At 39.7% G+C, this 21,906-nt stretch carries 17 protein-coding genes and 2 tRNA genes; 7 read left to right on the forward strand and 12 right to left on the reverse strand.

The window, feature by feature from the left end; translation table 11 throughout:
* Nucleotides 1–44 precede the first annotated feature (44 nt).
* Nucleotides 45–1,319 (reverse strand): class I SAM-dependent rRNA methyltransferase, encoded by a 1,275-nt coding sequence (locus tag G613_RS0103325; protein WP_029231305.1) that lies wholly within the window; start codon nucleotides 1,317–1,319, stop codon nucleotides 45–47.
* Nucleotides 1,320–1,451: 132 nt separating this feature from the next.
* Here G613_RS0103325 and G613_RS0103330 point away from each other — a divergent pair.
* Nucleotides 1,452–1,524 (forward strand) — tRNA-Gly (locus G613_RS0103330).
* An 81-nt stretch (nucleotides 1,525–1,605) separates the two neighbouring features.
* On the opposite strand, the gene G613_RS0103335 is transcribed toward G613_RS0103330, so the two are convergent.
* The 4 genes from G613_RS0103335 to G613_RS19630 all read right to left on the reverse strand — a co-directional run bounded on the left by G613_RS0103335 (nucleotide 1,606) and on the right by G613_RS19630 (nucleotide 6,470).
* A complete protein-coding gene (locus G613_RS0103335; protein WP_029231306.1) occupies nucleotides 1,606–2,871 on the reverse strand; it encodes a tyrosine-type recombinase/integrase in 1,266 nt (421 codons plus the stop codon).
* A 228-nt stretch (nucleotides 2,872–3,099) separates the two neighbouring features.
* Nucleotides 3,100–4,380, reverse strand: a complete 1,281-nt coding sequence (locus tag G613_RS0103340) for a VapE domain-containing protein (protein WP_029231307.1) — start codon at nucleotides 4,378–4,380, stop codon at nucleotides 3,100–3,102.
* Between the two features lie 142 nt (nucleotides 4,381–4,522).
* Nucleotides 4,523–5,137: a CHC2 zinc finger domain-containing protein gene (locus tag G613_RS0103345; RefSeq protein ID WP_029231308.1), complete on the reverse strand. Its 615-nt coding sequence runs from the start codon at nucleotides 5,135–5,137 to the stop codon at nucleotides 4,523–4,525.
* Between the two features lie 13 nt (nucleotides 5,138–5,150).
* Nucleotides 5,151–6,470: a hypothetical protein gene (locus tag G613_RS19630; protein ID WP_051151023.1), complete on the reverse strand. Its 1,320-nt coding sequence runs from the start codon at nucleotides 6,468–6,470 to the stop codon at nucleotides 5,151–5,153.
* An 820-nt stretch (nucleotides 6,471–7,290) separates the two neighbouring features.
* Here G613_RS19630 and G613_RS18405 point away from each other — a divergent pair.
* The 3 genes from G613_RS18405 (at nucleotide 7,291) to G613_RS0103370 (ending at nucleotide 11,844) form a co-directional block, all read left to right on the forward strand.
* Nucleotides 7,291–8,163, forward strand: a complete 873-nt coding sequence (locus tag G613_RS18405) for a helix-turn-helix domain-containing protein (protein ID WP_029231310.1) — start codon at nucleotides 7,291–7,293, stop codon at nucleotides 8,161–8,163.
* 442 nt (nucleotides 8,164–8,605) lie between these two features.
* Nucleotides 8,606–10,189 (forward strand): ATP-binding cassette domain-containing protein, encoded by a 1,584-nt coding sequence (locus G613_RS0103365; protein WP_196805032.1) that lies wholly within the window; start codon nucleotides 8,606–8,608, stop codon nucleotides 10,187–10,189.
* Nucleotides 10,186–11,844 (forward strand): ATP-binding cassette domain-containing protein, encoded by a 1,659-nt coding sequence (locus G613_RS0103370; protein WP_029231312.1) that lies wholly within the window; start codon nucleotides 10,186–10,188, stop codon nucleotides 11,842–11,844. The genes G613_RS0103365 and G613_RS0103370 overlap by 4 nt, the downstream gene beginning before the upstream one ends.
* Before the next feature lie 191 nt (nucleotides 11,845–12,035).
* Here G613_RS0103370 and G613_RS0103380 read toward each other — a convergent pair whose 3' ends face one another.
* The 5 genes from G613_RS0103380 to G613_RS0103400 form a co-directional block, all read right to left on the reverse strand.
* Nucleotides 12,036–12,578, reverse strand: coding sequence for a hypothetical protein (locus G613_RS0103380; RefSeq protein ID WP_155828024.1), 543 nt, complete (start codon nucleotides 12,576–12,578; stop codon nucleotides 12,036–12,038).
* A gap of 29 nt (nucleotides 12,579–12,607) precedes the next feature.
* On the reverse strand, nucleotides 12,608–12,955 hold the full coding sequence (locus G613_RS0103385) for a hypothetical protein (RefSeq protein WP_029231315.1): 348 nt from the start codon (nucleotides 12,953–12,955) through the stop codon (nucleotides 12,608–12,610).
* Between the two features lie 2 nt (nucleotides 12,956–12,957).
* Nucleotides 12,958–13,689 (reverse strand): hypothetical protein, encoded by a 732-nt coding sequence (locus G613_RS0103390; protein ID WP_029231316.1) that lies wholly within the window; start codon nucleotides 13,687–13,689, stop codon nucleotides 12,958–12,960.
* A 358-nt stretch (nucleotides 13,690–14,047) separates the two neighbouring features.
* Nucleotides 14,048–14,272 carry a hypothetical protein gene (locus G613_RS0103395; RefSeq protein ID WP_029231317.1) on the reverse strand — a complete coding sequence of 75 codons (225 nt, stop codon included), beginning with the start codon at nucleotides 14,270–14,272 and terminating at the stop codon, nucleotides 14,048–14,050.
* A 118-nt stretch (nucleotides 14,273–14,390) separates the two neighbouring features.
* The gene (locus G613_RS0103400) at nucleotides 14,391–15,914 is read right to left on the reverse strand and encodes a Na+/H+ antiporter NhaC family protein (protein WP_029231318.1); all 1,524 of its coding nucleotides are present in this window, start codon (nucleotides 15,912–15,914) and stop codon (nucleotides 14,391–14,393) included.
* A 135-nt stretch (nucleotides 15,915–16,049) separates the two neighbouring features.
* On the opposite strand from G613_RS0103400, the gene G613_RS0103405 reads away from it, so the two are divergent.
* Together G613_RS0103405 and G613_RS18410 are read left to right on the forward strand one after the other, a co-directional pair.
* Complete coding sequence (locus tag G613_RS0103405; protein WP_029231319.1) at nucleotides 16,050–17,213, forward strand: GTPase domain-containing protein; 1,164 nt, start codon at nucleotides 16,050–16,052, stop codon at nucleotides 17,211–17,213.
* A gap of 93 nt (nucleotides 17,214–17,306) precedes the next feature.
* The gene (locus G613_RS18410; protein ID WP_029231320.1) at nucleotides 17,307–18,038 is read left to right on the forward strand and encodes a class I SAM-dependent methyltransferase; all 732 of its coding nucleotides are present in this window, start codon (nucleotides 17,307–17,309) and stop codon (nucleotides 18,036–18,038) included.
* Between the two features lie 62 nt (nucleotides 18,039–18,100).
* On the opposite strand, the gene G613_RS0103415 is transcribed toward G613_RS18410, so the two are convergent.
* Together G613_RS0103415 and G613_RS0103420 are read right to left on the reverse strand one after the other, a co-directional pair.
* Nucleotides 18,101–18,173: transfer RNA gene (locus G613_RS0103415), tRNA-Gly, on the reverse strand.
* Between the two features lie 137 nt (nucleotides 18,174–18,310).
* Nucleotides 18,311–20,167 carry a glycoside hydrolase family 36 protein gene (locus G613_RS0103420; protein ID WP_029231321.1) on the reverse strand — a complete coding sequence of 619 codons (1,857 nt, stop codon included), beginning with the start codon at nucleotides 20,165–20,167 and terminating at the stop codon, nucleotides 18,311–18,313.
* A gap of 204 nt (nucleotides 20,168–20,371) precedes the next feature.
* Between G613_RS0103420 and G613_RS18415 the strand changes: the two genes are divergently transcribed.
* Nucleotides 20,372–21,901 carry a GGDEF domain-containing protein gene (locus G613_RS18415; protein ID WP_029231322.1) on the forward strand — a complete coding sequence of 510 codons (1,530 nt, stop codon included), beginning with the start codon at nucleotides 20,372–20,374 and terminating at the stop codon, nucleotides 21,899–21,901.
* Nucleotides 21,902–21,906 lie beyond the last annotated feature (5 nt).

A 21,906-nucleotide genomic window follows, 5' to 3' on the forward strand; every position in this document is an offset into this window, starting at 1 on the left:
CGCTCACAAAAGTATGCAAATAAACAAATAATAAAGTGATGTATTTATAATTCGTCACTAACCTGGAAGATTACAAATTTAAGGTAGTAAGATGCTGCACCGCCCCAAAGTATCGGATGATCAGCTGCCTGCTGCCTAAATTCTACCTGACGAAGACGCTTATGAGCATCTCTTGCTGCATCGGCAATAGTCTTAAGGAATAATTCTTCATCCATGAAATGAGAACAGGAACAGGTAGCAAGATATCCGCCATCCTTTACAAGTTTCATTCCACGCATGTTGATCTCTTTGTATCCGGTTGCAGCCTTCTTGATTGAAGCTCTGGACTTGGTAAATGCAGGAGGATCAAGGATTACCACATCAAATTTCTCGCCCTTCTTTTCAAGATCAGGAAGAAGTTCAAATACATCTGCGCATTGGAAGGTAGCCACCTTCTCAAGGCTGTTTAATGCTGCATTTTCCTCTGCCTGTTTGCAGCCAAGGTCTGACGCATCGACTCCGATAACAGATGTCGCTCCTCCTGCTGCCGCATTAAGTGCAAAAGAGCCTGTGTGTGTGAAGCAGTCTAACACTTTTTTCCCCTTACAAAGTCCTCTTATTGACTGTCTGTTAAACTTCTGATCAAGGAAGAATCCTGTCTTCTGTCCATTTTCTACGTCAACATAGTATTTAACACCGTTTTCTTCTATGAGAACCTTGGTATCAAACTCAGCTCCAATGAAGCCTTTTTCTCTCTCAAGGCCCTCAAGTTCGCGAACCTTGGCGTCACTTCTTTCGTAGATTCCGCGAATCTGTACGCCATTTTCTGCCATAACTTTTTTGCACTTATCAAGGATAATGTCCTTCATACGGTCTGTTCCTAGTGCCAGTGACTCGATAACCAGTACATCCGCAAACTTGTCAATTGTAATTCCCGGAAGGAAATCAGCTTCGCCAAAGATCAGTCTGCAGGAAAGCTTTGTGTACTGTTCTTTAGTATCAGAGCACTTTAGGTACTCATCGATATAACTTGCCATTATGGCCTTTCTGTACTCCCAGGCAGTTCTTACTCTGCTCTCTATAAGCTCCTCTGTTACAGGATGATCCTTCTTCCTGGACATCATGCGGACTCTTATTTTGGATTTTTCATTAATAAAACCGTATCCAAGAAAATATCCATCAAAATCAAGAACTTCGATTACATCTCCGTTCTCGAACTTGCCTTCCACTTTATCAATCTCATTATCATAAATCCAAAGACCACCGGCTTTAAACTCTCTGCCCTGGCCTTTTCTCAGTATTACTCTTGCGTCTGCTGTTACAATTTTATTGTTACTCATATTGCTCCATTTCCATTAAATCTAAACTCAACAACTTCGTACCAAAATTTTAGACCAAATATGTTGACAACACAACATATTTAGTCTAAAATCAATTTTGTTGTCGCACCGAAAACAATAGCGATGATAAATGCGATAGTAGCTTAGTTGGTAAAGCGCCACCTTGCCAAGGTGGAGACCGCGGGTTCGAGCCCCGTCTATCGCTTTTTGAAACCCCAGATGTTTTCTGGGGTTTCAGTTGTTTTAGGCAAAAAATAAGTGGTCTTTTAGTGGTCTTTTTGGTCTTTCAAGCGAAGCATTCCCTGATTTTCTCAGCCTGTGTGTCACTCTGAACCGCTCTGATATAGTGCAGAGTAGTGTTCTTATCAACATGTCCTGCTGCATACATCACCGTCTGAATATCTCCTCCAGTTGCCCTTGCAAGGGCTGTAACACTCCAGAACCTGATCTTGTGACTTGAAAGATAGGGAATACCTACTGCTTCCGTTACCTTTTTCAGGTGCTTATTAAATTTGTTTCCGTCAAGTGGACTTCCGGCTGCGTTGCAACAGATGTGATCTGATACAACCTGCTGTTCCCTTAACGTTTTCAGTGCTTTTTCAGCCCTTTCAGATAAAGGAAGTACTCTCGCTCCATGTTCGCCGCCTTTGGTGTGATTAACTTCAATGAAATGGTTCTTTCCATCATCACCCTTTCGGAGAACTATCTCTCTTGAGATTGAAATCGTATGTTTTCTGAAATCTACATCCGACCATCTGAGAGCTCTCAGCTCACCGATTCTCACACAGAGGCAGAACATAAGCTCAATACCATATTCATAACCCGTCTTTTTTGCAAGTCCATCAAGATAGGCAAGTATCTTGTCTCTGTCTTCATCCGTATATCTGATGTTTTCATTGTCCACAGCCTTGAATTTTAAGTCCTTGCAGCTGATATTTCTGCTTAGATTGCTTGTAACAATGTCATTATCAACAGCTATATCGAAGACAACATTGAAGATACTCTTGATATTGACGAAGTTCTTTCTGCTCATGACGCGACCAGCGGTTAGATCCTTGAAGAACTGTTTAAGGTCTGATGCCTTGATCTCTGATATCGACATATCTGCAAGCGGAGCATCTTCATAATACTTGTTCCAGATCTGGCGGTATCTCGATACTGTAAGAGAAGATGTGTCAGCATCATGTTCCTTGTTGTTCATTACCTCTTCGAACAGTGACCTTACTGTATATCTGTCATCTCCAAACAGATATATATACATCCTCTCATAGGCTTCCTGCTCACTCTTGGCAGTAATCTTACTTCTGTCATCGCTCCTGAGCGCCTTTGGAATCCTTATCTTGTAACTTTTGTTGGTCTTGTCATAGACGACGATCTTACTTCCTTCCCTTGTATAAGGTAGAAAAGCCTCCTTTACTCTTAAAACACGTTTCCGTGCCAAATACTGCATCTTCATATTTGCAATCTCGGCACTCTCCTCTAGGAAAAGTGTAGCACCGCCGTAATCTGACTGTAAAGCAAATAAAGATCTGTTCCTGTTGTCTTTCCCCATATTCTCCTCATAAAGTAAGCTTCACCAAACTCGAAAGAACCTCGTTAGGTGAACTTGCATGGTTCGCACTAAGCTCGGAAATACCTCGCTAAGTGCTCTACTCAAAAGAGCCGGCAGCGAAGTGTAAACGCACCTCGTAAACCGACTCTAAAAACTTTATTCTTATATCCTTTCTATAATTATTTTTTTATTTCTTCCGTTTACCGTTTATCCGTTTATAGATAAAGATCAGGTAAAAGGTATCTCCATCTGTTCGGGGACAGGGACAAATCCGTCCGGATCCTCGACCACTGGTGGAGTGCCTTCCCTTCTCCATGCCCTCTGCTTGCCATACTCAAAGAAGTTGTGAGATGAAACATATTTCCATCCAGGCATGTTGTTCATGATTTCGGCGATAATCTTTGATTCACCCATCTTAGGTCTGTCAAAGAGCTTGCTGTGCCCAAGCGCCTCGTAATAGAGCATGTTGCCACAGACATAGTTTTCTTTGGTAGCATCTAAGAAGTCCCTTATTGATGTTTCCATGGGATCCTCGGGCACGAAGTCTTTCTGAAGCTCCTCCAGCTCATTCTCCATTTCTTCTGAAAGCGTCAGAGAGAAATCACCGCTTCTATAGACGACCATCATTTCAGCCCACATCTGCTCGATATATTTCCTTGACGACTCCTCATCTTTGAGGATGTGAACTTCCGCCAGATAAGCATTGCATTCAACAGGGATAAATCGTCTGTTCCCTGATTTATCCGGTGGAAGGAACTGTTTTTTATTGGAAGTTCCTGCAAACACGCACTTTCTAGGATGTTCGGAAGAAAATTTGTCATAGCGGATTCTGTAAACATCAACCTGCCTTGTAATGAAGGCCTTAATCTCTTCCTCATTGGCTGCTCTTATAGCAGCTAGCATTTCAGCCATCTCTACAATCAGATGTCCCTGAAGCTTTTCAAAAACATCCTCACCATCCAGCTTTTTCACATCATCGGTGAAATATCTGTCATTAACTGCCAGAAATCTTAGGAAAGTTGACTTTCCGGCACCCTGACCGCCCACAAGGCAGAGCATATAGTCAAACTTGTGACCTGGATCATAGACTCTTGATATTATTCCAAGCATGAACAGCTTCAATGCCTGATAGTTTAGCTCTGTTAAAGGCGCTCCAAGGAAATGGTGCAGTGCATATCTGACCCTTTCTTTGCCATCCCAGGCCAGTGACTCCCAGTATTCCTTGACAGGATGGTAGGGATTATCAAATGACACAGTCTTTATCGCCCTTTCTATCATCTTGTCAACCTTAAGCCCGTAATAGGTCTCAAGGTAAGTGATAAGATTAGCCTCATCCACATCAGACAGAGGCTCAGATGTTCTTCTCCATGGCATGGGCTTTATGATATCTATTCTTTCATTTAGCTCGTTATACCTGATGGCATCCTTAAGAACGGGATCCTCCCGAAGCGCTATCTTACAGTTAATATTGGACTGCTTAAGATTTCCTTTCATATCTGTTTCAAGCATTCCTCTTACAAGCTCACGCTGTCTTGTGATTTCATCCGTGGCTTCAGTGGACTCATTTTCTTTGTTTGCTGCGTACTGCTTGGCAAGTTCGGTCATGAATCCTGATTCTATAAGGACCTGCGCCATCTTTGACAGTTCATCATTATTCAAAGTTTTTAATTCGTTCCCCAATACTCTTTATCTCCTCTCCATAAATCTCCAGCACCTCGATCTGCTTGCTTCTTTCTCCAAAGCAAAGGTCATCAAGAAGCTCATTTATAAGATCAAGTTTGTTTAATGCCTCCACGAAAAAGGGATGCCAGTCGGCATCCCTCATATCTTTTGGTTCATATTTCTTTTTCCAATCCCATAAAAGCCTGTGATACTTTGACAAGGTATTGATTGCATCACGTCTAAGAATATCGAAAGCCCTGACTACCTCTCGACTGAATTCCAGATTCTTTTCCTGGCGGATCTGCTCCGGTGTTTTTGCTAAAGATTTGCTATCATATCCAAACTGTATTCCTAAGAAGAAATCTTCATTCACCTTCTTTGCTGACTCTATAGCGGACAGTCCGTAATAGTTCGATACAAAATCAATAGCATCACCATCAGCCCCGCATCCGAAACAGTGATATCTGGTATCGACCTTCATGCTGGGATTTTTGTCATTATGGAAAGGACAGCAGCACATCCCTTTGCTGCCTACCTTTATACCATAGTGGGTAATTACGTCCAAAGCAGTTACTTTTTCCTTTATCTCATCGAATACACTCATCCTGATACCTCCCTCACAGACACTGCTCGTGCCTTTTGTTTCTTGCAGGAATTTCCAGAACCTTTTCCTTTTTATCCCTCTGTATAGCATCATTCTTAAGATGAAGAGCTTCCAAAAGGCTGGGCTTGGCTTCTTCTTTAATCTTTTCAACGAGCCTGTCTCTCTTGGCTGTAGATGAGAAGGTCTTCTTTAGTGTGTCCACAACATTTCTCTTTATACCATGAAGTCTCTGCTGAAGTTTTGTAAGCTGATCCACCGCAAACTTACCAAGAGTCTTGGTTATCAGATTGTCCGATTCTGCGATCTCACTTTTGAGCTTGCTTATCTCTTTTGATTCTTCTTTTCGCATGGTCTCGGCGACTTCATCTATGACTGTCACACAGGCTTTGTCGTAAATAATTTCGGTTACATCACTTATAAAATCATCTACAGAAGCAAGTTTTATCTCTTTCTTAAGCCTTTCATCATCCAGCTTTTCGATATCGCAGGTAAGTTCCTGTTTCTGTTCTATAAGAGCACTGTTATTAAAAAGTAACTGAGTGTTTTCCGTCCGAAGCACCTGGTTCTTTTCATTGATCTGACTATTGATATACTCCTGCTTCTCAAGATATTTTCTTCCGCCATATATGGGTTCCATCTCAATCTGCAATCCGTGCTCTTTGCAGATTTCAATGAAGATTTTTCTGCATTCTGCATCGAAGCTCATCTTTCGATTGTTATATTTTCCCTCTTTTTTGTTCGGATCCGGCAGCTCAAATCCGAGCTCCCTAAGTGCCTGTTCCTGCTTGGGCTGCCTTTCACCATACTGATTGATTACATCGAAAACATGTCTTTCATGAATGTGGGGAGTCGCCTCATCAAGATGAAGCGCCCAGTTTAAGGTATGGTAATGATCACCATACCTTTCATGGATTGTTTCAAAAAACTCTGTTGCACACTCCAGCAGCACATCCGAATCAACAGTTCCATTGATGTTTCCGATCTGATATAGGCTTTCTTCAGGACAGGTCTTTTTGCTTTCACGAAGCTGATCCATAGTCCTGCATCTTTCCTTATGCCTTGCTTCAATGTTCCGCTGATTCTGACCGTCAAGATAATCCTTGTAGGCATCCTCATAGAAAATCTTCTCCACCTCAGTAAAGGAGATGCTGTCATCATCCCTTTCCCCATGACGGACTATTTCCTGGTCAATGCAGTTCCAGTAAACATTCTCATCTGTCATTTCTTTGTTTAGTTCTTCATTTTTATCAAGATCAAACTCTCTGTCATTATGCTTGGGATTATAACTTCCACATTTGCCAGAGCGTCCGTTGTGTCTTGAACATCTCATCATTTTAAAAACCTCCATTTGTGAAAATCACTTTTAGTTTCGCTTCTTTTGATAAAGAAGTTTCAGCCGGGGAGCACCGCCTTCAAAGGCATTTAAGTGCCATAAGCGACTAAAAATACCCAGTACGATGTGTCGCACACGACCACATCTACTGGGCGGGGTTTCACCCTCGACCTGACAAAGGAGCTTCGCCCCCTTGACCCCCTTTCTGCGAAAATGCGTGCACTCATTTTCGCTGGCATCTGCTTTTGGCAGCTGCATGCCTTTCCAAGCTTTGCTGTTTGCCCTCATCAAAGTTTGGAAAAGCAAATGACTTTGTTCCTGCGCATGGAACAAAGTCCATAATGGACAAATCAAAAGTCACCAGCCTGATATAGATAAACTGGTGACCATTCATTTGCTCATTATCAAAAGATAATCAGAGCTTGCTTCTTTTTATTTCTTTCTCACTTAAGCTTTTGCTTAAGGTGTCGTCTCACCGCCTGAGTTCCTGACAAGTCCTCTCTAGATCCATGTTAGCCATTTAGACTTTTTTGAGCTTTGTCGTTTTCTACCCTTGGCCCGCTCCACCTGTTGGTATCATCGCTTGGCTTCCCCGAAATAGTATTCATTTGGAACGCTCATTCACTTTTTCTATACTGATTGTCGCAAAATGAGCCTTCCCATCCCGTATATCCAAAAGGTTGGAAATTTTACCGAAACGATACTTTTTCCACTTTCTTGGAAAGAAGGATTTACACTTGTCAGATAATTGGATGCTTACTTTATTTCAGAAAGTCGTTATACTTATAATTGATTTTTAAATGATTGGGAGATCTAAGATATGAGGTGCAATCTTACTACACAGGAGAAGTTAAGAGACTTGCGTGCAAAGCTCGGATGTAAGCTCCAGCAGGTAGAAATGGAGTCCGGTGTTTCCAGCTCCACCATAAGCAACTATGAAAATGATGATACAAAGGACTTTCAGGTAGGAACCCTGAAAGCTCTGGCGAAATACTATAATGTATCTCTTGGTTATCTGCTTGGCCTTACGGATAATCTGACAGAGAACGGAACTCCTATTGACGAACTCCATCTTGATGATGAGACCATAAAGATCCTTAAGAGCCAGAAACTTAACAACAGACTTTTATGCGAAATGATCAAGCATCCTGAGTTTGAAAATCTGCTATGTGATATGGAAATATATGTTGATAACCATGCAGGTGCCATGATCCATCAGGTGAACAGCTATGTGACAGGACTTAGACGCCTCATCATGGAAAAAGCAAATGTTCCGGCAGATGATATTTATATGAAGACATTTGAAAAAGCAGTGATCGATGACTCCGCATACTTTGGTGATCTGATGGAACGAAGCCTTAAGACTATAGCCAGGGATATAAGAGAAGCTCACAAAGATGATTGGGATACGGGAGATGAAGAGAGTATTGCAGATAAATACATTGAATCAATAAAGGAACTTGCTGAAAGCATGAAGGCAAGTGATTCAACACCTCCTGCAATCGTAGAATGTGAAGAGGATGAAATGTCCATTGTAGATAAAGCTACAGTTATTCAGTGGGGAAAGAAACTAGATATCAATTTTGCCAAGCTATCTCCTGAGGAGACAAGAACCTTAATGAATATCGTTACAAAAGCTTCTCGTAATCCTCTTATCCGGCAGCCTTCTAAAGGCAGGGGAAAGAAAAAATAATGCTATCAAAATGTATTGAAACTACATGGTATCAGTGTTAGTATGAAAAAGGTCTTAAAATATAAAGAAAGAACGCTTTGCGTTTAGGTGAACTGTCATTTTTCTGATAATTTAACTTGAGTGAACACAATGATTTTGGGGATAGCTGCTTATGCAGCTGTTTTGTGTACGCTTAAATTAGATTATCATGCACTTGTAGCCTGAATGTATTGTATGTCTATTTGTGTGAGTCTATTTTGCGTACGCAGGATAGGCTTTTTTGTTTGCCATTATATAGGCAACAGAATACGGGGGTAAAAAAGTGCAAAAAATGATGAACAATGCTCTAAACAAAATACTTAATACGCCTATAAGATTGAATCTTGGTGGAATTATACTAATCTCTTTGGTGCAAGTATTCATTGAAGTTATTAGTATTTCAAACATAGAAATCTGTAGGAGAATGCTCAATTACTTACTGTCACATGAAACAAAACGGTTGATGATGAACAGCATGATCTTTTGTACCATAATGACTATCACTATCATTATGGGTCATGTAAATGCTTATCTGATAGCCCATGTGCGAGGAAGACTTCTACTTGCACTTAGCAACAAACTGCTGATAAAGAATTCAAATCTCTATTGCTGGAGTAGAGCGGATCTAAGTTCCAATGACAGAGTATCTGTTGTAACCGGAGACCTGGAAAGATATGTCGACAGTCTCATAAATAAAGCATTTCTGTTTTCTTCTTTTATGGTTATACCATGCTATGTAATATATGGAATAACCATAAATGCCTGGATCACCTTGATGATTATTGTTTCCAGCATAGTACTTAGTATCTTGAATAAAAACAATAAGTTAAAACTATATGAATTCAATAAAGAAATAAATGATAAATATGGTCTTTGGACCAATTATCTGTGGAAAGCCCTGGATAATCTGGAAGTTATCAGAGCATTCCTTTCCAAGAAAAAAATCATTTCCGAACACAGGAAGCGAGCTGATGACTACTCAAATACTGCGCGTAAATCATGGGAAGCTCAACTAAAAGTGTATCTTGTAGAAGAGACAGCTGATATGATGTTCACTTTAGTAATATTGAGCCTGAGCTTTGTAGCCATGATTATAGGGGCTATGCCGCCAGCTAATATGCTTGCAATGATTCAGTCACTTATTAGTGTTCAAAAGAAAATATTCGAGCTTCCGGAACAGATGATACAGCTGAAGGAACTGGAAAGCATTGCATCAAGGATTATAAAGTTTGAACAGATACCTGATGATAAAGGTGAGCTCGAACTTAATGAAGAATTCAGATTTCTTCAGGTTAAAGATCTGAAAATCAGTTATGACAATCAGGAAATAATAAAAGACATAAATTTCAAATTTGAAAAAGGGAAATTCTACGTTATTGCAGGCTCCTCCGGTTGTGGAAAAAGCACCTTACTTAAAGCAATCGCTAGGCTAATTCCTCTGGACGGAGGAAGTATATGTTGGAATAATACGAATCTTTCTGAGGTGACCAGAAAGTCATATTACCAAAAAGCCGGTTATGTTGAACAGAATCATGTTTTTATACAAGGCAAAATCAGAGAAAACATTGTGTATGGCAGCTTAAATGAGGTTGCATATAACAAGGCTTTGAAAGAGTCCAAACTGCTTGATGTATTTAAGAAAAACAATTTTACAGATGAACTTACAATAAGTCAGTCCGGATATCCATTGTCATCAGGCGAAAGGCAGATGCTGGCATTTGCAAGTGTGCTTTATAACACAAAAGAACTTGTCTTACTTGATGAGTCTTTTTCTGCGATAGATCCGGGAAAAGAAAGAATATTTTACGAGAAATTAAAGGAATGTTCTCGTAATGGGACAACTGTAATTATGGTCTCTCACAGACAGACAAATTTTGATATAGCTGATGAAATCGTCTATATGAATCATGGTAAGATTCTGGAAAACGGTAGTTTTGAAGAGCTATGCAGCAACGAGAATGATTTTTACAGGTGGATAAATAGTGATTTTAAAGAGGAAGAAGCATGATAAATAAACTTAAGAGAGCTTGTGTTCCATTGATGCTTAATAAAAATGCAAGAGGATTCTTTTTAGCCGATTTCTGTATGGAAATATACTATTTGATACAGCTGGCTTTATTGCCTGCATTTATCAATCTGATGATGGAACAATATGAAAACTACAATTATCGCGGAATGGCCATTTATACAGCCATATGGTTTTTGATTACAGCTATTTATATCGTAGTAAAATATCGTTTTGATATATTCATCAACGGAGAGTTCTTTTTCCGTGAAATTGAAAATGTGCGCGAGGAGTGTATTAATACGCTCTACAACTCAAACATGGCTCAGATAGATAAAAACTATGATGGGAACGAAGCATATTCGTTTTTGGCGGACAAAGCTCATATACTTGTTAATACTTTATTTTATTTGAACGAGATTCTGACAGATATGGTTGTTTTTATAGCTGTTGGAATTTGGAGCTTTTACATTGGTAGTTGGATGTCATTGGTGGTAATTATCGGAAGTGTGCTGCAATTAGCCATAGGAAAGCTTGGAAGTGAATCCATAAATAAGCAGAATAAGCAACTCTTTGAAGAAAAATCAAAGATTACCGGGGCATTTAAGCGCTTGATCAGTGGAACGGAGAGTTATATTGTAAGCGGAAAGTATGACTCTAACGTAGAAGAGGTCAATAAGCTATTTGTCGGATACACGAATAAATGTGAAAAGGCAGCATTTAACCAGGCGCAAAGATCGAATCTGATCAGACTATTAGATGCCGCTGTTTATATGCTTCTTTTGGTCACAGCATATTTTTTTATAAAAGACAGCAGCGTCCGAATAATTGTTACAATGTTTTCTGTATACAATACAATGAAGAAGTATATGGGACGTATCACATCTGCTTATATGGGAATAAAGGATAATTCTTATGTCCTTGATAAGTATTTAAAATATGTTGATTGCGAAGAAGGTAGCGTTGAAAAATGCGACGACAATCATGTTATCGAAGCAAAGAATATTAGTTACAGCGTAGATGGTCAGACAATACTTGATAGTATTGATTTTAGCATTACTAAAAACTCAAAGGTGGCGCTTATTGGTAAGAATGGATCTGGAAAGACGACATTTATAAGAATCCTGCTAAGCCTCCTTTCACCAACAAGTGGATGCGTAAAGAAACAGTCAGATGGAGTATACTCTTATATTCCAGTTGCACCTCAGTTATTTCCAGTTTCGATTCATGAGAACATATCATATGGAAATGACAAAAATATAGAATCGCGTATTCAAGAGATTGAGAATCTTGCCGAGCTCAAGAGTCTTGGAGATGAAAGACTTTCAGAAATATTACCTGACGGCGATGAAAATTTGTCAGGTGGCGAAGCGCAGAGAGTAGCCATAGGAAGAGCTATGGTCGCTGGCTCAGATATACTGATTGCCGATGAACCTACCGCAAATCTTGATCCTATAACATCTGGAAAAGTATTTGGAAATTTGATTAAGAGCGCTTCTTCCATTCTTTTTACGACCCATAATCCGGAATTATTGGAATATGCCGATGTTATTCACATCATGGATAGAGGAAAAATTGTTGCTTCCGGTACATATGATAAAATTTGTTCTATGAAAATATACAGGGAATGGGAAAATGAAGTGGTTCAGAATAATTAAATTGTATTTCTATATTTATAACCAATCTTACATAAATGTCATGATTATACTGCTTTGCATATGTCATGAGCTCTTTATATTTCGTAGTATACAAAAAGTGGGTATCGCCATAATAATGGTGCCCACTTTTTTAGATATTAACAATAAGAATCCTCAATATTTTCATATAATTAGCTATATACATATTATAACTAGAAATTGAAACCAACACCTCTAGCAGTAAGTGTTTCGTTATCTTCAAGCTTCATAAAGAAAACTGTCAGTTTAACAACGAAGAAATAGTATCCCAATTGATTTAAAGATCCAATTCTCTGAATTTTATTAGAGTTCAAACCTTCAAATATTAAAGCTTTACTATATGAGTTTATTAACTCAAAGCTCACAAACTTATCAGACATTACCCCATCCGGAATATACATATAGTCAAAAATACAATTAGACTTTAGTTCTGAAATAGGACCAGTAAACTTATCAATTGGAAGAACCGGAGCTAATGTCAATTTGTCTTTATTATCTATATGACAAGATGTACTAATAACCATTGCATCAGAAACAAAAATTTTCTGTGTCCCATCATCATCAAAAAAGCTAAATGGAACGCTTGAAAGAATATCTCCCTGAGACAATTCTCCTAATGGAGTTAGCATCATATATTTCAGTTGTTCGCCATCTTTTTCAAACTGTCTAATTGCGTTCTTTGCACCATCTCGAAAGTCAGGATCTACTGACGGCAAAACACTATCAACGAAATCAATGAATTCTATTAACATAAATCAAAAAAATTAACTCCTGTATCTTTTGATATACTCTTGATATAGCTTTTAACACCTGCAACTTCAGCAGCTGAAGCTGCTCGCATTACGCCAAATAATTCTCTGGCTTCTCTTTCGAGGGATGTATCTTTTTGTGCGTATAAATTGCCCATTTCAAGAGATGCTGCATAAGCAGTACTTGGATTTACGAATTCTGTATAGTATGCTGGTTTTTTCAATATACCATCACTAGGAAGAGTATTTACAACTAATGTACTATTACCATTCATGGCAGAAAGCGTGATACCAAAAACAATAGCTGTTTGCGTGGCATTTCTAATAAATGAATTTCGCTCCATTTTCAATACTCTCCTTTCTCTATTAGTGTAGCAAGTTTATTTTCAACAATACATCTCATGCTGCTTAAAAGATCATCAATAACCGCATCATTAGAGCAATAACCTTCAACATTATTAAATCCATATCGATCATTTATATCTATGATTGCACCAATAGTTTCAGCAATCTGATTCTTAATTGACAAAGATCCCGCTTTATTAATTTCTAAACCAGACTTAAGTAATCTTGCATTTTGTAAAAGAATATTAACAAAATATTTATCACTTTCTACAAAAGTATATTTTATATTTAAGTCATAAATATTTTTGATGTTTGCTGCATTTAAAAGTTTGTCTGCCAACTTCCCAGTTCCATTTGAAGAAACCTCATCATATAAAACACTCGATACAACGCCAACATAAGAATATTGATTATTTGTAAAAAGATTTAGAAACTCAAAAACTTTATTCATTCGTTCTCGAATATATTTCTCACAGCTTTCCCAGTCCTTCTCATATCCCTCATTGTAATGAACCTCAAAAGTTGCTGCCACTGGCGAAATATTTAGCTGTGCATGTTCATGAAGCGTTTTTACTATTATCCTTGGAATTTCATCAGGTGCATCTTCAGGAACAGGTAAAACTGTTGCCTCATTAAAGTACTCCTTGAGAATATCGACATTCGTATAATAAACTTTTTTTATTTGTTCAATCCTATTATAAGCAACAGATACAGATGTGCCTTGAAATAGCATTTTTATTCCTCCAAAGATGATATTTCTACAAATATATTGTACCACAATACATTATTTCTGTGTAAACCACATAAATACAGAACAATACAGTATTATATTTTATTCAGCTTTTATAATCAATTACTACTATCTTTTGCTATAGAGTATGTGGTCTTTGAAGTGGTCTTTTTCTTTCAAGTCGAAAATAGAAGTGGTCTTGAAGTGGTCTTTTTTGAAGAAGAGAGCGCCGAAAACCTCCTTTCCATGCAGTTTTCAAATGGGGCGTTTACTTCGAGCCCCGTCTATCGCTCTTTTTATTGCTTAAAAACCCCAGATCGTGATGATCTGGGGTTTTTGTTATATCTATAATGATTTAATTTCAGCCCTTTAAATCTGTATCTGAAATGACAGAGTCGAGTATTTCATCATCAGAAGCTGCAACAAGGATTTCTTTTTCCGCTTCAGCTGCGACAGCCTGTGCTACGTTTGAATCTGCCATATGAGCAAGATCCATTTTTCTAACGCCATATCCGGCTGCTGCTGAAATGATCATTGTAGCCAAAAGTAAATTAACAAATGATGAAAATCTTTTTCTGTCTCTCATGGTTCCTCCTAATGCCAAGACCCTCATGGCAATTGAATAAATTTCGTAATCTATTAATATATACGAATCAAATTATTCCATGGCAAAAGAAAAACCAATTCTAATTTATCCTAATTTATCAAGACTTTTGAGTTTGTTTCAATACGTACAGAGTAACTATCATAAGCATTATACCTGCGCCCAAGCAGATTACCCAGTTTCTCACAAAACCGGAGATAATGTATGCAACGAAGGATACAGCGGCAGCGGTCATTGCGTAAGGAAGCTGAGTGGATACATGTTTGATGTGATCGCACTGGGCACCGGCACTTGCCATGATTGTCGTGTCTGAAATTGGTGAACAGTGATCTCCGCAAACAGCTCCTGCCATACATGCAGAAATGGCGATGATCATCAGCTCGTTTTCCATATTTGAACCAAATACGTTAACAACTATAGGAATAAGAATACCGAATGTTCCCCAGGATGTACCTGTCGCAAATGCAAGGAAGGTTGCGATGATAAATACTACAGCAGGAATGAAACTCATAACAGCGCCGTTGTCAGCAAAGTTCTCGAAAATTCCTGCAACATAGTTGGCTGCACCAAGAGAATCTGTCATTGCCTTTAAGGTCCAGGCAAAAGTAAGAACCAGAATCGCAGGAACCATACTCTTGAATCCTTCAGGAATTGAATTCATACAATCCTTAAAGCTAAGGACCTTTGTTGCCATGAAGAAGATAACTGTAAGAATGAGAGCTCCTACAGATCCGTAAACAAGTCCTACAGAAGCATCTGATCCTGAAAATGCATCGACAAATCCTGTTCCTTCAAAGAATCCGCCTGTATAGATCATTCCAATAATACAGCAAATTATCAAAGTAACTATAGGGAAGATAAGGTGAATAACCTTACCCTTCTGAGATGTAGGAGGATGCGGCTGATCGCTGGCACCAAGGAGTCCTTCACCATCACCGAAGGGATTCATTATCTCTTTTACCTTCATATGCTCTTCTGCTTTCTTCATTGAGCCATAATCGAAATTCAAAGCAGTGAGGCCGAACATCATTATAATTGTAAGAAGTGCATAGAAATTGTAAGGGATAGCTCTTACGAAAAGAGTCAATCCGTTTACACCATCCACAAAGCCTGTAACAGCAGCCGCCCATGAAGAAATAGGAGCAATTATACAGATAGGAGCGGCAGTGGCATCAATAAGATATGCCAGCTTTTCTCTGGATATTTTCTGTTTATCGGTTACTGGTCTCATAACGGAGCCAACAGTAAGACAGTTAAAATAGTCATCTATGAAAATAAGCATACCGAGGATTATAGTAGCAATCTGGGCTCCGGCTTTTGTTTTTACATGAGACACTGCCCACTTACCAAAGGCTGCGGATCCGCCAGCCCTGTTCATGAGCATTACCATTGTTCCAAGGACAACAAGGAAAATCAGGATGCCGACATTCCAAGCATCAGAAAGTTGCGCGATCATTCCCTCAACAAAAACATGCTCGATTGTTCCTGTAAAACTAAATCCCGAATACAGCATGCCGCCTACAACAATGCCGACAAATAGTGACGAATAAACTTCTTTGGTGATTAGTGCCAGAGCTATGGCGATGATTGCCGGAAGCAGAGACCAGAAAGAGTCGATAAACATAGCGTTCTCCTTTGCATTAACGTGATAAAGTTATCTCTATTATTTTATGAAATAATGTTTATTGTCAATGGGATATTAGTATATAATATTCAATAGACGGTATATCGTTTGTTTTTCTTTTGATGGAGAATAAAAATGGAGAAAGGGAATGTATTAGTTGTCGGTTACGAAGGCGTAGGAAAATCAACGTTGATCAAAGCGGTCCTTGGGGATGAAGTAATGAAAAAATCTGCTTCCGCAAGTAAAGAAACTGCTTCTGACTTTCAGGTGTATGAAAACAAAGCGGTTCCGTTTAGATTGATTGACACAACCGGAATTGAGCCGGGAGTATTTAAAGAGCTCAAGGCCGTAAATGCTGTGCGAAAATGGTCCGGAAAAACAATAAAATCCGGCAAAAAAGACAATCAAATCAGCGTGATCTGGTTTTGCCTGGACAGATACACTGCCAAACTGTTCCCCAAAACAATTGAATCCTTTATGGATGCCATCAGCGTATGGAAAAATGTGCCTGTTATCACGGTAATTACACAGTCCTACGAAGAAAGCGATGCCAATGCCGCTAAGGAAATTGTTGAGAAAGCTTTTTTATCCAAGAAAAAATACATGACCAGGCTTTCGGAAATCATCTCTGTTGTTGCAAAGCCTAAAAAAACCGAGGATGGAAGCCTGCTTCCACCTATGGGTATTACGGAGCTTATCGAAGCTACAAATAATCTTTTACCTGAGGGCCTTCAGGCCGCGGAAAAAGATATTGCGCGATACAACCTTTCCAGGAAAAGAGCCATGTCACACGCAGTAGTAAGCGTAGCTACGCTGACCGGAATCACTGTTGGCAGTGTTGGACTGCCGGTTATGGATGTCATGCTGCTTAAGCCAACAGAATCCCTGGAAATAGAATCAATCTTCAAAATTTGGGGTATTAAAAAGACCAAGAAGGCAAAAGAGCTACTTAAATTCATTCTTGATATAGGAACCGTCAGTATCACCGGAAAGATGCTTGCTTCCAGTATGAAGCTTATCCCGGGAGTCAACCTGGGTGCCGCCGTAATCAATGGCGTTATCTCCGGAACCATTGTTTTTGCCCTGGGCGAAGCTTCTGCTTTTGTCTTTGAAAAGATATATACCGGTGAAAAAACTATAGACGACATGGAATGGGTTAAGAAAGTTGTAAGCGAGAGTCTGACCAGTAACGCTTTGGACAAGGTTACTTCCTCTGTGAAGGGCATAACCAAGAGCTCTGACAAAACTGAAATCCTTAATGCAGTCACTACTGCATTTACTAAAAAGGGCTTTGCGTAGCTTGAATATGGTTGTTAAATCTAATATAATACTCTTTGTTATTTTGTTTTAGCGATATCAAGAAAAATGCGATAAACAGAGAAGGCATTATATATGAACGAAAAGATGAGATCAGTCCAGAACGAGTTGGTAATGAGTAAGATCCAGGTGCTGAAGGCACTAGGTTTTGAACTCAGGAAGGACATGAAAATCCTTGATTTTGGCTGTGGCGATGGGGAAATTGTTCAAGGATTGTTAGAGCTTGGATATGACGCGCAAGGCGTAGATATTATGGAGTCTTCTGCACTGGATAGTAGTTATTACAAGCAGATTGAAATGAATCCATATCGTATTCCATATGACGATAACACCTTTGATTACGTTTTCAGCACATCAGTTTTCGAGCACGTACAGAATACAGAAGAAGCATTAAAGGAAATATATAGAGTTTTAAAGCCAGGCGGAATATCAACACACTGCATGCCTAGCAGATTTAGGGCAAAAGAACCTCATATCGGCGTTCCATTTGGTGGCCTCTGCCATTCAGATGCATGGCTTCGTATGTGGGCAGCTCTAGGAGTAAGAAATGAGTTTCAGACAGGTCTTCCGGCCAAAGAAGTATACGAGAGAAATAAAGGCTACTTCAGAGATTGCCTGAACTATATGAGTTATAGTAAGTTCAAGAAAAAGGTAGTATCCGTTTTTGGAAATATTAACATATACAAATGGAAACATATTAAGTACATGCCAGGCGGAGCAGTTAAGCTTGGAAAGAAGTTCCCTATTCCAGGCTACGGATATCTTCTTTTCGCCTTCAGAGAATGGAATATCTACATGAAGAAATAAATCAAAAACCCTCAGACATTTGTCTGAGGGTTTTATATTAGCTATTTTTAAGCAATAAAAAGAGCGATAGACGGGGCTCGAACCCGCGGTCTCCACCTTGGCAAGGTGGCGCTTTACCAACTAAGCTACTATCGCATATATGTAAAGTCGCTTTCGCGACAGCAAAATAAATGATACACTAGTGTTTTATATTTGTCAACAACATTTTTAAGATTTTTTAATAAATATTTTTCAACCTCAAAAACGTTGTTGACATCAGTATTTATGCGCCTTTACAGTTCTGCAAGAATTGCCATGGCAGAAAAATCTTTATCTGCCTGACCATATTTTTCAATTATCTTGAAACGTTCCATATCAATTCCAAGGTTCTTTCCATATTCTGAAAGGCTGACAGAATCAGCAAATCTGTGATAAACAACAAGTGCCTTATCTCCCAGCTCTCTGATAACAAGCTGAGATCCTGTAGGTTCATTGTAGCTATCTGTATCAGCTTCAAGAACTGTGGTCTTACCATCTTTTATAATATCTGAGACCTTGTTATAGAAGGCCATTCCCTGATCAAGGAGCTGCCACTGGTGGTCGCTCAGATCATAAACATCTCCGGAAAGTCCCATTCTGCCCAGGAATGTGGCGCAGATAGAATACCATATTCTCTCGTCACTGTCCCTTGCTCTCATTACTGCCCAGATCTGGCTCTGAGAGGGCTTAATTACTCTCTGAACATTGGCAGCGATAATAGGAAGTGATAAGCATTCGTGGGCATCGGAAAAGCTTGCCATGGAAGATAGTTCCATGAAGGAAGGCTCAAGGCGGTGTCCGCCACTGGAGCAGTTCTCGATTACAAGCTCCGGAATCTCGCGTTTCATTCTCTTAAAGAACTCCTGAGTAGCCAGAACTTTCTTTCTAAGATTCTCTCCCATTCCCTCAGGCCCGTCACAGCCCATACCCATGGTGTCATTGTAGTCAATCTTGATATACCCAAAGCCATTATCCTTAAGATTATCAATTACATATTTATCCAGATGTTCAATAACCCACGGATCTTCCATATCCAGGAAATGCACATTCCCAACAGTAAGCGGCACGCCGTCCTTTTTAACAAGGTGCTCTGTTTCATAAAAAGAAGGTGCCTCCTGAGAGGTATTCTCAAGTTCGTACCATATGCCGGGAATCATGCCCTTTGACTTAATATAATCTGTCAGTTCCTTAAGGCCATTTGGAAATCTCTTTGTATTGATTCTCCAGTCACCACGCCAATCCCACCAGTTGCCGCAATCTCCGTACCAACCGGAATCCATGACAAGGTATTTAATGCCTTTTCCTTCAATCTTATCTGCCAGCTTCTTGAGATTGTCTATAGTTGGATTTCCCCAGGTTGCGCAGTATTCGTTAAATACAATTCCCATATCCTCATCCACCGGGCTGATATCCGGATTCTGGGCCTTTACCAGCTTGTCGCAGACATCCAAAAGAGAATTACCGCAGGCAACAAGTGCCTTGGGCGCTTCATAGCTCTCCCCAGGCATAAGCTTCTTGGTCCAGTGTCCAAAATCCCTGTCCGCAAGACCTCCTGCAATCTTAACTACATCTCCGGACTTAACGCACACTTCTATCTGCCATGAACTTGGGGCATACAGCTGTACTGCTGTAAAGGTAGAAGTCTCAGAATCCTCCACGGCAACAAATGGGAAAAACTGTCTGACAGGCATTGATCCCAGGTTTCCAAACTTAAGAACCCTGTAGCCATGATCACTCCAGGAGTGCTCCATATCAAGTTCTTTTATTGTATCCACCTTGTGCCTGCCCTCTGCGCTCCAGAAGGACGAAAACCTGTGAATCTTGTCAGCCTTTATTCCCTTTAAGAGGACAGAAGTCAGCATCTCCATAGTCAGTGGCTCTTTTCCCTCGTTGCTCACCACTGTAATAACCTCTGTAGCCTCTGAAAGAGAGCTTTTCCTATTAGTAACCTCAAGTACAAGACCATCCTCTCGTCTGTACTTTGCTACTTCATCTGTTTCTTTTTCCAGCTTGAAGCCATCCATAGAGCCGCTTCCAAGCATTGTAAGACCACATGTATAGTTATCAGAATATCTTTCTCCGATTATCTTAACTTCTGCAGTTGATTTCATAATCTTTTTCACCTCTAAACTTATGCTCAAACTTCATATACTGATTATATTGATTAGCAATCTGCCATGCAATTCAAGCCGGCGCTGATCACATAAATTAATAGAACTTTTACCAATCGGCAATTTATATGCGTTTTCTCGTATGCTAGAATAGTATATGGGGTTTATTGCGATTTTTGATTCATGAATTCATGAGGGTAAACAATGACCTTGTTCTTTAACTTTCCGGAAAAAAATAAATCTGCTTCGGAAACCTACGAAGATTTCCTTTTGGAAAACAGAGCTAAGATCAATCAGTATCTTAACAAAGCTCTGTGGTTCTGCGTCTTGACAGGCCCTGCCATCGCGCTTGGCGTTGCCACGGGTGTTTTTAAAGATGTCTCATATTTAGCCTGCCTAAATATAACAGTTTTCGTTGTAATACTTACCCTAAGTCATATTTTGGCTATAAAAAATAATCCTCAGTCCGATTTTACCAGTGTATACGCTCTGTTTATACTGGATATTCTTTTATTTTACCTGGCCTATTCTCACGTTTATCTTCGTCTGACCTGGTTTTTGGTTCCACTGTTGTCGCTTCTTTTTTGTAGCTACAGAGTCTACTTCATTTCCCTTATCATAAACTATGGCACAATGCTGATGACTACATGGGTTACTGCACCCTTTTATGCAAGCCATCGTGCCGATTACAATTCGGTCATGAAGTATTTCTTCAATGTTATCAGCGGAAATACTATCGAGATGTTCATCATGCTGATTGCAGGCTTTGCTATTCTAAAGACAACTCACCGCTATCTACGTGAGCAATTTGATATGTACAACACCATGAAAGAACGTGAACAGCAGGCTGCCGATTCCGTTAACACCCTTTCTTCCATGGCAGGTATTTACGACAGGGTTAACCTCCTAAACTTCCGCAATATGACGGAACATTCTCTTTCTGACATTGACACTGAGCAGGCCACACTTAACATCAACGGCTTCGACCACACCAGCATGGTTATGGGCATGAGAAAGCAGGTTGCTCCGGAGCAGCTGGATTCCTTCTGGGAATTCACCAATCTAACCACCTTAAGAGAACGTTTATTGGAAAAGAAATCCATCTCCGCGGAGTTTATCAATATTGTTTCCGGCTGGTTCAGAGCCCAGTATATCACTGTTGAAAAGAACGAAGATGGTATTCCTATTACCATTATTTTTACTGTACAGAACATAGAAAAAGACAAGCAAAAAGAAGAAAAACTCATCAGAATCGCCATGACAGACGAGCTTACCAGGCTTTATAACCGAAGAAGCTATGACGATGATATAGCAATTTACAGAGAAAATGGCCTTGATGAAGACTTTATACTATTGTCGGCAGACGTAAATGGGCTTAAAATAACCAATGACACCAAGGGGCACGCAGCAGGCGATGAACTTATAAAGGGCGCCGCTGATTGTCTGCAGAAAACCATTGGAAGTAGCGGCAAAGTATACCGTACCGGAGGCGACGAATTCATTGCTATCATCCATATGGATGACTACAAGAATCTCATGGAAAACATTGTAATCAACACCAGAACCTGGCATGGTGCATATTCAGATTCTCTTTCCATCTCCATAGGATTCGCCAGCCACAAGGAATTTCCTGCAGCCTCAGTGGATGAACTTGAGCGTATTTCAGACAGCCGCATGTACGAAAACAAGCAGGCATACTACAGGCAGACTGGGCATGACCGAAGGAAGAAATAGGACTT

The sequence above is a fragment of the Butyrivibrio sp. VCB2006 genome (assembly GCF_000420945.1).
GTDB lineage: Bacteria > Bacillota > Clostridia > Lachnospirales > Lachnospiraceae > Butyrivibrio.

Bases quoted from the DNA above. Each gene is read 5' to 3' on its own strand.
- G613_RS0103325 (WP_029231305.1), bottom strand. From the start codon at position 1,319: ATGAGTAACAATAAAATTGTAACAGCAGACGCAAGAGTAATACTGAGA.
- G613_RS0103335 (WP_029231306.1), bottom strand. From the start codon at position 2,871: ATGGGGAAAGACAACAGGAACAGATCTTTATTTGCTTTACAGTCAGAT.
- G613_RS0103340 (WP_029231307.1), bottom strand. From the start codon at position 4,380: ATGCTTGAAACAGATATGAAAGGAAATCTTAAGCAGTCCAATATTAAC.
- G613_RS0103345 (WP_029231308.1), bottom strand. From the start codon at position 5,137: ATGAGTGTATTCGATGAGATAAAGGAAAAAGTAACTGCTTTGGACGTA.
- G613_RS19630 (WP_051151023.1), bottom strand. From the start codon at position 6,470: ATGATGAGATGTTCAAGACACAACGGACGCTCTGGCAAATGTGGAAGT.
- G613_RS18405 (WP_029231310.1), top strand. From the start codon at position 7,291: ATGAGGTGCAATCTTACTACACAGGAGAAGTTAAGAGACTTGCGTGCA.
- G613_RS0103365 (WP_196805032.1), top strand. From the start codon at position 8,606: ATGCTCAATTACTTACTGTCACATGAAACAAAACGGTTGATGATGAAC.
- G613_RS0103370 (WP_029231312.1), top strand. From the start codon at position 10,186: ATGATAAATAAACTTAAGAGAGCTTGTGTTCCATTGATGCTTAATAAA.
- G613_RS0103385 (WP_029231315.1), bottom strand. From the start codon at position 12,955: ATGGAGCGAAATTCATTTATTAGAAATGCCACGCAAACAGCTATTGTT.
- G613_RS0103390 (WP_029231316.1), bottom strand. From the start codon at position 13,689: ATGCTATTTCAAGGCACATCTGTATCTGTTGCTTATAATAGGATTGAA.
- G613_RS0103395 (WP_029231317.1), bottom strand. From the start codon at position 14,272: ATGAGAGACAGAAAAAGATTTTCATCATTTGTTAATTTACTTTTGGCT.
- G613_RS0103400 (WP_029231318.1), bottom strand. From the start codon at position 15,914: ATGTTTATCGACTCTTTCTGGTCTCTGCTTCCGGCAATCATCGCCATA.
- G613_RS0103405 (WP_029231319.1), top strand. From the start codon at position 16,050: ATGGAGAAAGGGAATGTATTAGTTGTCGGTTACGAAGGCGTAGGAAAA.
- G613_RS18410 (WP_029231320.1), top strand. From the start codon at position 17,307: ATGAACGAAAAGATGAGATCAGTCCAGAACGAGTTGGTAATGAGTAAG.
- G613_RS0103420 (WP_029231321.1), bottom strand. From the start codon at position 20,167: ATGAAATCAACTGCAGAAGTTAAGATAATCGGAGAAAGATATTCTGAT.
- G613_RS18415 (WP_029231322.1), top strand. From the start codon at position 20,372: ATGACCTTGTTCTTTAACTTTCCGGAAAAAAATAAATCTGCTTCGGAA.